Genomic DNA, 11533 nt, shown 5'->3' on the forward strand with positions numbered 1-11533 from the left:
AGGCTCCTGCGCTTCGACGGCCTGCTGGTTTCCATGAGGCGTGCATGCCAACATGGTCACTAAAGGACTGGACCAATCCGCGTGTTCTCCGGTGACCTCGCTCGCAGAGTAGGGACAACAGTGTCGAGAAAGAGACGCATCAGCCCGCTGACCGCCGCCGTGACGACGGCACTCGCCCTCGCGACGGCCTTCCCACCGGGCCTCCCGTCGGCCGTCGCCGACGACGGCACGGCACCGAACTCCCGGCCGCCCGCAGCCGCGAAGGGGACTCCGGCCCGCACCCTGACCCTGATCACCGGTGACCGCGTCCTGCTGAACGAGGACGGCCGCGTCCTCGGGACGACACCCGCCGAGGGCCGCCGCTCCGTGCCGGTCCAGATCAGCGAGTCCGACGGGCACAGCTACGTCATTCCGGCCGACGTCGAGCCGCTGATAGCCCAGGGCAGGATCGATCGGTCCCTGTTCGACGCCACCGAACTCGCCCGCCCCGAGTACACCGACCTGGCAGGCACCGGACTGCCCCTGATCGTCACGTACACGAAGGCCGACCCCGCCGTACGCGGCCGGCTCCAGGCACGGAGCAGCGAGCCCGTGCGGGACCTCAAGGCGGTCGAGGGCGACGCGCTCGTCGTGGAGCCGCAGAGCACGGCCGCGGCCTGGTCCGCCCTCACCGACACCTCCGACGGCGTGAGCGAACTGGCCCCCGGCGTCGAGTCCGTCGGCCTCGACGGTGTCGTGGAGGCCGCACTGGACGTGAGCGTGCCGCAGATCGGCGCGCCGCAGGTGTGGGAGAAGGGGTACGACGGCACCGGGGTCAAGATCGCCGTACTCGACACGGGCATCGACGCCGGCCATCCCGACGTCAAGGACAAGATCGTCGCACAGCAGAACTTCACCGGCGAGGCGGACACCGACGACCACAACGGCCACGGCACGCACGTGGCCTCCACGGCCGCCGGGACCGGCGCCGCGTCGGACGGCAGGTACCGCGGCGCGGCGCCCGGCGCCGACCTCCTCATCGGCAAGGTGCTCAACTCCTCCGGAAGCGGACTGACTTCGGAGATCGTCGCGGGCATGGAGTGGGCGGTCGAGCAGGGCGCCGACGTGGTCAACATGTCGCTGGGCGCTCCCGACGAGTTCGGGACCGATCCGCTGGAGGAGACGGTCGACGCGCTGTCCGACCGGGCGCTGTTCGTCGTGGCCGCCGGCAACTCCGGTCCCGCCGCCGGTTCGCTCAGGTCACCCGGTGTCGCCGAGGGCGCTCTGACCGTGGGCGCCGTCGACAAGCAGGACGCGCTCGCGTCCTTCTCGTCCCGGGGGCCCCGGATCGAGGACGGGGGAGTGAAGCCCGACCTCACCGCCCCCGGCGTGGACATCACCGCCGCCTCCGCCGCGGGCGCGCCGCCCACCGGCGAGGAGCCCCGGCCCGCGTACGCGGCGATGAGCGGCACCTCCATGGCCTCCCCGCATGTCGCGGGCGCCGCGGCCCTGCTGGCCCAGGCGCGTCCGGACTGGACGGGCCGGCAGATCAAGTCGGCGCTGGTCGGTTCGGCCACCCCGGGCGACCACGGCGTGTACGAACAGGGCACCGGCCGCGTCGACCTGGTGCGCGCCACCGAGCAGACCGTCGCCGCCGAGCCCGCGTCCCTCAACTTCGGCGCCGTCCCCTGGCCGCACACCGACGACGAACCGCTCACCCGGACCCTGACGTACCGCAACGACGGTGAGAGCCCCGTCGATCTCGCGCTCGACGCCGGGGCGACCGCCCCGTCGGGCGGCGCCGCTCCGGCGGGCTTCCTCACCCTCTCCGCGGACCGGATCACCGTGCCGGCCGGCGGCACCGCCGACGTGGTCGTCACGGTCGACACCAGGATCGGCGGGGACACCACGGGCGCGTACAGCGTGGCGGTGACCGCGACCGGGGCCGGTCAGACCGTTCGTCACGTCGGAGGCGTCGAGCGGGCGGCGCACACCTTCGACGTCACCTTCAAGGCCGTCGGCCGGGACGGGAGCACGCCCGGAGCCTTCGACTGGGCCGGCTATCTGACCGGCATCGGTACCGACGTCTTCGAGCTGGTGGCGGGCGAGGACGGCACTGGAACGGTCCGCGTACCCGCGGGTGACTACACGGTCGTGGGCAAGACCTTCTCCAGGCCCGACGACGGCGGACTCGGGATCGACTACCTCATCGCGCCGAAACTGACGGTCGACAAGGACATGACGATCGAGATCGACGCCCGGCGGGCGCGGCCGATCGATGTGACCGTTCCGGACCCCGACGCCGTGGGTTACTCCTCCTTCATGGCCACCACGGCGCGATCGGGCGACGCCACCACGACGACCTCCGTCGGACTCGGTTCGAACCTGGCCAACGTCCGCGCCGCCCAGCTCGGAGCCTCCCCGGAACCGGGCGAGGTGACCTCACGGTTCATGTCCCACTGGCAGAGCGGGGACACCCAGTTCCATGTCACCGACACGCTCAAGGACGGCTTCTACAACGGTCATACGCAGCATGTGACATGGCGTGATCTGGCCAAGCAGACCGTGCGCCTGGGCTCCCCGGTGGCAGGGGCCGTGGGGCTCACCTGGACCCTTCCGCCGGACGACTCGTTCGGGGCGGTCGGTTTCTACTCGGACCTGCCGAGCACCCGGACGATCTACCTCCAGGGAGGGCGGCGCTGGGGCGTCTACACCCAACAGCTCGACGACGCCTACGACCCGCAGGCCGAGTACCACCTTCCGCGGCGGCGCTACGAAGCCGGCAGCAGCGGTACGAGCACCATGAACACCGGGGTGTTCGGCCCGGCGCTCGTCGGCGAGGGCGCGGGTCTGGTCCGCGACGGCGACACGCTCACCGGCCGCATCACACCGTTCGCCGACGGCGAGGGCCATCTGGGCGCGAGCGTGTACGACCCGAAGTCCGCCTCCACGACGGTCTACCGCGACGGGCGGCAACTCGCCACCGCCGCCGACGTGTTGGACGCGGTCGACTTCGAACTGCCCCCCGGCAGGGCGAAGTACCGCGTGGTGACCACCGTCGGCCGGGCCGGAACGGGCGTGTCACCGGTGAGTTCCACGGTCACCTGGCAGGCCGAGTTCACCTCCGCCCGTACGGACGGAGCGGTCGCACTGCCGACGAGTGTCGTCCGTTACGCGCCGAAGCTCGCCGCCGACTCCACGGCCCCGGCCGGGGTACGGCAGAGCGTGCCGGTCACGGTGCGCGGGACGGCCGGCGGGCAGGGGCACACGTCTTTCCAGGTGTCGGTCTCGTACGACAGCGGTTCCACCTGGCGTCAGGCCTCCGTGCACAAGGGGAAGGTGACCGTCGACAACCCGGCGGCCGGCGGGTCCGTCTCCTTCAGGGCCCGTGTGACGGACCGCAAGGGGAACTCGTTCGGCCAGACGATCATCGACGCCTATCGCACGAGGTAGCCGCCCGCGCGACCCGCACCACCGCTCGCACCACCGCCCGTACGACCGCCCGCGCGGTCGTACGGGCGCGTCGGTACCTGGGGCGGCGTACTCCGGCGCTCGACCGACGGGGCGGGCATCAGCTCCCGGAAGTCGGATGTATGTCGCGCATGCGCCGGAAAGGCCGCGTGTACTACTTTCCATGCGGGATCGTTCCGTGTGTGCCGTGTGCCACGTGACGGGTATGTGCGACACCTGAGCCGATGATCGCGTGGGGGTGGTGGCCGTCAGCAGCGAGACCGCGACGAACGGAGCCGGAGCCGGAGCCGGACCGGGCGGCGGGCGCCGAACGACCGCCGCGCCGCCGGGAGTCCCGGGACCGCCCGGTGTGAGCCTGCCGAAGGGGGGCGGGGCGCTCAAGGGCATCGGGGAGAAGTTCGCGGCCAACCCGGTGACGGGCGGCGGCACGATGACCGTGCCGATCGCCGCGACTCCCGGCCGGTCGGGTTTCGGTCCGGAGCTTTCGCTCACCTACGACTCCGGTGCCGGGAACGGGCTGTTCGGGCTGGGCTGGACCATCGGACTGCCCGCGATCACCCGCAGGACCGACAAGGGCGTGCCCCGCTACGACGACGCCGCCGACTCCGACGTCTTCATCATGTCCGGAGCGGAGGATCTCGTTCCGGTACTGGTGCCGGAGGGCGACCGATGGGTGCCGGAGGTGCTGCCCCCGCGTACCGTCGGCGACGCCGTCTACACCGTCCGGCGCTACCACCCCCGCGTCGAGGGCCTCTTCGCGCGGATCGAGCGCTGGACGAACACCGAGGACCCGGCCGACGTCTTCTGGCGTTCGATCTCCAGGGACGACATCACCACGTGGTACGGCCGGAGCCCCGGGTCCCGTGTCACCGACCCCGCAGACGCCTCACGCGTCTTCGGCTGGCTGATCTGCGAGAGCTACGACGACCGGGGCAACCTCATCGCGTACGACTACCGGTCCGAGAACGACGAGGGGGTCGACACGGCCTCCGGCCACGAGCGGAACCGCCGGCGCGACGCCAACCGCCACCCGAAGCGCATCCGCTACGGCAACCGCGTCCCCTGGCCCTCGTCCATCGACCCCGTCGCCGGCTGGCGGACTCTGCCCGCCGACGGTCAGTGGCACTTCGAACTCGTCCTCGACTACGGCGAACACGACCCGGCCGCCCCAACACCCCAGGACGGTGCCGCCTGGTCCGCCAGGCCCGACCCCTTCTCGTCCTTCCGCTCCGGTTTCGAGGTCAGGACCCACCGCCTCTGCCGCCGCGTCCTGATGTTCCACCACTTCCCCGAGGCCGCCGACGTCGGCGCCGACTGCCTGGTGCGCTCCACCGAACTCCGTTACGCCCACGAGGAGCGGCCGGACGACCCGCGCAACCCCGTCCACACCGTCCTCACCTCGGTGACCCAGCGGGGCTTCCAACGCGAGGAGGACGGCTACCGGATCCGGTCGGTGCCACCGGTGACCTTCGCCTACACGGAGGCGGTCGTCGACGGCACCCCGCGCGAACTCGACGACGAGAGCCTGGACGGGCTGCCCACCGGTCTGGACGGTACCCGGCACCGATGGGTCGACCTGGACGGCGAGGGACTGCCGGGAATCCTCGCCGAACAGGGCGGTGGCTGGTTCTACAAACGCAATCTCAGCCCGCTGGGCCACGGCCCTCAGCCCGGCGGCCGGGGCCCGGCCGCCGCCCGGTTCGGACCGGTCGAGACGGTCACCGGCCGCCCGTCCGTCGCGCTCGCGGGAGCGGAGTTCCTCGATCTGGCGGGGGACGGCCGCCCGGACATCGTCCGCTTCGCCGGGCCCGATCCCGGATTCCAGGAACACGGGGAGGACGGCCGCTGGTCGCCGTACACCCCCTTCGCCTCACTGCCCGATCTGAACTGGGCCGATCCGAACCTGCGCTTCGTCGATCTCGACGGCGACGGACTCGCCGATGTCCTGATGACCGAGGACGACGCGCTGGTCTGGCATCCCTCGCTCGGGGAGAGCGGATTCGGGCCACGGCGGCGCGTCGTCCGGCCCCGCGACGAGGAGCAGGGGCCGGTGCTCGTCTTCGCCGACGGCGAACAGGCCGTCCATCTAGCCGACATGAGCGGCGACGGGCTCACCGACCTCGTCCGTATCCGCAACGGCGAGGTCTGCTACTGGCCCAATCTGGGCCACGGCCGCTTCGGCCCCAAGGTCACCATGGCCGACGCCCCCTCCGACCACCCCGACCTCTTCGACCAGCGGCGCGTCCTGCTCGCCGACGTCGACGGCTCCGGCACCACCGACATCATCCATCTGCGCCCGGAGGGCGTACGGATCCACTTCAACCGGTCCGGCAACGGCTGGGGGCCGCCGGTCCCGCTGCCCACGCTGCCCCCGGTCGACGCCCTGACCGGCGTACGGCCCGTCGACCTGCTGGGCAACGGCACGGCGTGTCTGGTGTGGTCGTCGCCCCTCCCCGCCGACGCGCGGCGCCCGCTGCGCTACCTCGATCTGATGGGCGGGGTGAAGCCCCATCTGCTGGCGCGCGTGAACAACAACATCGGCGCGGAGACGGAGATCGCGTACGCCCCGTCCACGACGTTCGCCCTGAGGGACAGACGGGCGGGTACGCCCTGGGTCACCAGGCTGCCCTTCCCCGTGCACGTCGTCGAAAGGGTGACCGCCACCGACAAATGGCGCGGGACGCGCTTCTCCAGCACCTACAGCTACCACCACGGCTGCTTCGACGGAGCCGAGCGCGAGTTCCGCGGATTCGCACGGGTGGAGCGGACGGACATCGAGGACTACGGGACCTTCGCCGAGGCCAACGCCGACAGCCCGTACGTCACCCTCGACCGGCGGCTCCAGCAGCCGCCCGTGCGGACCGTCACCTGGTACCACACCGGTGTGCCGGTCGAGGGAGGCGACCTCCCGCACCCACTGCGGCACGAGTACTTCCCGAACCGGGGCGCCCCGGGCGGGCCCCGCCCGTTCGACGAGTACGTGCCACCGGACCAGGACCTGGGTGCCCTCCCGCTGAGCCCGGACGAACGGCGCGAGGCCGTCAGGGCGTTGAAGGGCGCGCCGCTGCGCCAGGAGACGTACGAACTGGACCTCACCGCGCCAGACGGGGGCGAGCCCGGCCCCGCCGTGACCCCCGCCCCCGTCAAGATCCTCTCGGCCGTCTCGCACGCCCACCACGTCCGGCTGCTGCACCCCCGCGCCGGCGGGCGGCACGCCGTCTTCCACCCGTACGAGAGCGAGACCGTCACCCACCACTACGAACTCGGCCTGCGCACCCCGGACGCCCGGCCCGACCCGCGCCTCACCCACACCCTGAACATGACCGTCGACGCCTACGGTCACCCCCTCCAGTCCGTCACCGTCGGCTATCCGCGCACCCGGCCGGAGCCCCTCGCCGACCCCCTGCTCCCGCCGGGAACCGGGACGCTCGTCGCCTCCGTACAGGGCGAGTTGAACGTCGTGTACACCGAGAGCCGCCACACCGAGGAGATCGCACCCCATCCCGACCGGCACCGCCTCCCGCTGCCCTGCGACACACGCGTGTACGAACTGACGGGAATCGGGCCCGGCCAGGCGGGCGACGGCACGCATCTCACCCTGGAGGGGCTGCGACGCTTCCGGCTCGGTGAGCGGTACCAGACCGGGGGCACGCCGGTGGCCGAACTCCCGCACCATGAACTGCCGGACCGGACGACCCCGCGGAAACGGCTCCTCGAACAGATCCGCACCCTCTACTACGACGACACCCTCACCGCGCCCCTCCCGCTCGGCGAACTCGACGCCCGCGCCCTGCCCTACGGGACGTTCACGCCCGTCTGGACCGACGCCATGCTCACGGCGCTCCTGGGGGCCGACGCGACGCCCGAGGTCAGGGCCGCCGCCGGAAGCAGGCCGCACAGCGGCCACCTCGGCGGGCCGGAGGCGGTGCGGCTCCTCGGGGAGGACGCCGCCGGCACGTACTGGCGCTGCTCCGCGGGCTCGCGCTACGAACCGGACGCCTCCCGGCACTTCTTCCTCCCGAGCGGCTGGACCGACCCCTTCGGCAACACCACCCACCTTGAACACGACCCGTTCGGACTCTCCCTGCGGGCGAGCACCGACCCCGTGGGCAACCGCACGGAAGTGCTCGACTTCGACTACCGGGTCATGGCGCCGCGCCGTATCCGCGACCTCAACGGCAACCACTCCGAAGTCCGCTTCGACGCCCTCGGCCTGCCCGCCGCCACCGCCCTCACCGGCAAGAACGGCGAAGGTGACCGTCTCACCGGCCTCGACCCGGCCGCGCTGAACCCCGAACTCCCCGCGCTCACCGCCTTCTTCGTCACCGACGACTACGATCCCGCGACCGCGCGGACGCTGCTCCTCGGCGCCACCAGCCGGTACCTCCCGCACTTCGGGGAGGAGTCGGTCGACGGCGAGACCGTGTGGGCCCGGCACCCCCCGTGCACCGCCGTGCTGGTCCGTGAGCGGCACGCGTCCGAGCCGGGCGAGAGCCCGCTGCGGGCCACCTTCGCGTACGCCGACGGCAGCGGGAACATCCTGGTGAGCAAGGTCGAGGCGGAACCGGAGCGGGCAGGCGGGCCCCGGCGCTGGATCGCCGACGGCAAGACGGTCCTCAACAACAAGGGAAACCCCGTCAAGCGGTACGAGCCCTACTTCAGCCCCCCTGAGACGGGGCACCGCTTCGAGGAGCCGGGGGAGCACGGCGTCACCCCGCTGTTCTTCTACGACGCGGTCGGCCGGCTCGTCCGCACCGACGCGCCCGACGGCACCCACCAGCGCGTCGACTTCTCGCCCTGGCACGTCACCGATCACGACCCGAACGACACCGTCCTCGAACCGGGCAACGCCTGGTACGCGCGGATGAGCACCTCGGCCGTGCCCGCCGAACGGCGTGCGGCGGGGCAGGCCGCCGCCCACGCCGGCACCCCCCTGCTCACGCTGCTCGACAGCCTCGGACACTCCGTGGTGACCGTCGCGCACAACAGGGTCGCGGGCGTCGACGAGAAGCACGTCACCTTCACCCGGCTCGATGTGGCGGGCAGACCGCTCTGGACCCAGGACCCGCGCGGTATCCGGGTGGAGCAGCACGCCGTCCCGCCGCTGCCGCCCGGCTCCTGTCCGTTCGACGACCCGCGGAACCTGTCCCCGTACGGCTTCGCCCCCTCCTACGACATCGCCGGACGGGCGCTGTTCGCGCACAGCCCGGACTCCGGGGACCGCCGGACGCTCCTGGACGCGGCGGACCAGCCCCTGTTCAGCTGGTCCGGGCGCGGATTCCGTACCCGCACGACCTACGACACCCTGCGCAGACCGGTCGGCCTGTACGTGCGCGCGACCGGCGACACGACCGTCGCCGGGACACCGCGCGACCCGGCGTCACCACCGGCCCCGGAGACGCTGGTCGAGTACCGGGTGTACGGCGAGACGCATCCCGACCCGGAGGCGAATCTGCGCGGCCGGGTGCACCGGATCTACGACGGTGCCGGGGTGACGACGGACGACCGCTACGACTTCAAGGGCAATCTCCTGACCACCGGCCGCCGCTTCGCCCTCGATCACACGGGCCCGCCGGACTGGTCCGCCCTGGACGCGTCGACCGACCCCGGGGAGATCGAGGCCGCCGCCGAGCCCCTGCTCGAACCGGGCCCGCCGTCGACGACGAGGACGGAGTACGACGCGCTGAACCGCCCCGTCGCGGTCACCACCCCCGACGGGAGCGTCTCGCGGCAGTCCTTCAACGAGGCGGGCCTGCTCCGGCGGGTGGAGGTGCGCAGGAGGGGCGAGGCGACCGCCACCGCCTTCGTCACCGACATCGACTACGACGCCCGGGGCCGGCGGACCCGGGTCGCCTACGGGAACGGCGCCCGCACCGCCTGCACCTACGACCCGCTCACCTTCCGGCTCACCGGGCTGCGCACCACCCGGCCGGCCGACCCCGACACCACGGCGTCGGCGCTCTTCGCCAACGCCTCGGTCGTCCAGGACCTGCGCCACACCTACGACCCCGTCGGCAACATCGTCCGCGTCGAGGACGCCGCGCTCGCCACCACCGCAGGGCCCGGCTCCGTCTGCGACCAGGTCCACGACGCCCTCTACCGGCTCGTCGCGGCGAGCGGCCGCGAGCACGCGGGCCAGACCGGTTTCCTGCTCTCCCCGGCCGACGGCAGCCGCCGGGACTACCCCTTCGCCGGAGCCCGTGTCCACGCCAACGACCTCCAGGGGCTGCGCGGTTACGTCGAGCGCTACCGCTACGACGCGGTCGGCAACCTGATGCACCTGGCCCACCACGAAGGTACCGACGCCGACGCGCCGGGCCCCACCCTGTGGCGGCGCCACCACCAGTACGCCCTCGACAGCAACCGGCTGCTCGCCACCAGCCTCCCCGGTGAGGCCGGCACCCTCCCGGACTACGCGGCGGAGGGCGGCTACGGCGCGGCCTACGCCCACGACGCGCACGGAAACATCACGCGCCTGCCCCATCTGCCGCTCATGCGGTGGGACCACTGGGACCAACTGGCCGCCACCGCACGGCAGGTCGTGAACGAGGGCGCCCCCGAGACGACCCACTACCTGTACGACTCCAGCGGTCAACGGGTCCGCAAGGTGACCGTGACGGCGGCGGGAGCACGCAAGAACGAGCGCCGGTACCTGGGGGGCTTCGAGCTCTACCGCGAGTACGGCGCCGGCGGGACCGTCCTCGAACGCGAGACCCTCCAGGTGAACGACGCGGGGACCCGCCTCGCCGTCGTCGAGACGGCCACCCTCCCGGCCGTACGACCGCCCGCGATCCGCTACCAGTTCGCCAACCATCTCGAATCGGTCTGTGTCGAACTCGACGAGACCGGCGCGCTGGTGGGCTACGAGGAGTACCACCCCTACGGCACGACCGCTTTCCAGGCCGGCCGCACCGCCGCCGAGACCGGGCTCAAGCGGTACCGCCACACCGGTAAGGAGCGCGACGACGAGACGGGCCTCAGCTACTTCGGAGCCCGCTACTACGCGCCGTGGCTCGGCCGTTGGACGAGCTGCGACCCGGCGGGTCTGGCCGACGGCCCGTGCCGCTACGCGTACGCCCGGTGCGGGCCGGTGCGTTTCCGTGATCCGGACGGCCGGCTCGTCGAGGAGGGAGGGAAGTTCACCGCCGCCGTCGCGGCGGCCGAGAAGGCACTGCGGGCGGCCGGCCAGGCGGTGCGGACAGGTGTGCCCGCGGTCCGGGCCGCCCCGCCCCCGCTCAAGGCGACGGTGGTCATCGTCCTGGCCGTCCTCGCCGTGGGCGTCGGCCTCAGCGCGCTGGCCGACCCCGCTCCGACCCTGCCCGGCACTCCGGCACCGGCGGGCCGGGTGACGCCGCCGGGAGCACCGCCCCCGGCCTCCCCTCCGGCCTCCCGGACGACCGTGGTCCCGCCGCCGCGGCAGGATCCCGATCCCGGGGTCGAGAAGGTCCAGGGCACCTGGATGGGCAAGACGTTCGTCCCGGCCGTACCGAAGAAGTCCGCGCCCGCGGAGCCGGCGACGGCGGCCGGTGGCGCGGGAAAGCCGCCGCGCAAAGCTCCCCCTCGCCCGTCGGACGACTGGCTGGGGGAGCGCGCCCGGGGAGAGAAGGAGAAGCGGGAGGCGGACAAGGCCATCCGGGAGACCTACCTCGACGCCGGCGGTGTCATCCGGGTCATCAAGGACCCGGTCCAGGAGCACCATGTCGCCACCGACAAGGACACCGAGTTCAAGCCTCAGTTCGTCGGGATCTTCGAGAAGGCGTCCGTACCGGGGCAGGACCCTCTCACTCTCCAGTCACGCGAGAACCGCATCGAGATCGAGGGGCACAAGGGGGCGCACGGGAGGGGCTACCACGAGGTCGTGATCGCCAGGCTCAGGAAGGCGGTCGAGGGCAAGGGCGACTACACGCAGGAGTACCGGGACGCCCTCACCGCCGAGTTGCAGAATCTCAAGAAGGACCTGGTGAAGATCGGCCATCCGCTCAACGACATCGTGACCCGGCGGAAGTGAGCGTGGGGCGGGGGGGGGGGGGCACGGGCCCGCCCCCCCCCCCCCCCCCCCCCCCGCGCACCCCCCCCCCCCCGG

General features: G+C 72.4%; 2 protein-coding genes. Both read left to right on the top strand.

The window, feature by feature from the left end:
• Nucleotides 1-120: 120 nt before the first annotated feature.
• Complete coding sequence (locus ACFWU9_RS24125) at nt 121-3432, top strand: S8 family serine peptidase (RefSeq protein WP_384321698.1); 3312 nt, start codon at nt 121-123, stop codon at nt 3430-3432.
• A 367-nt stretch (nt 3433-3799) separates the two neighbouring features.
• Nucleotides 3800-11458, top strand: a complete 7659-nt coding sequence (locus tag ACFWU9_RS24130) for a SpvB/TcaC N-terminal domain-containing protein (RefSeq protein ID WP_384321700.1) — start codon at nt 3800-3802, stop codon at nt 11456-11458.
• Nucleotides 11459-11533: the final 75 nt, after the last annotated feature.

Source organism: Streptomyces sp. NPDC058653, from assembly GCF_042716895.1.
Classification (GTDB): domain Bacteria; phylum Actinomycetota; class Actinomycetes; order Streptomycetales; family Streptomycetaceae; genus Streptomyces.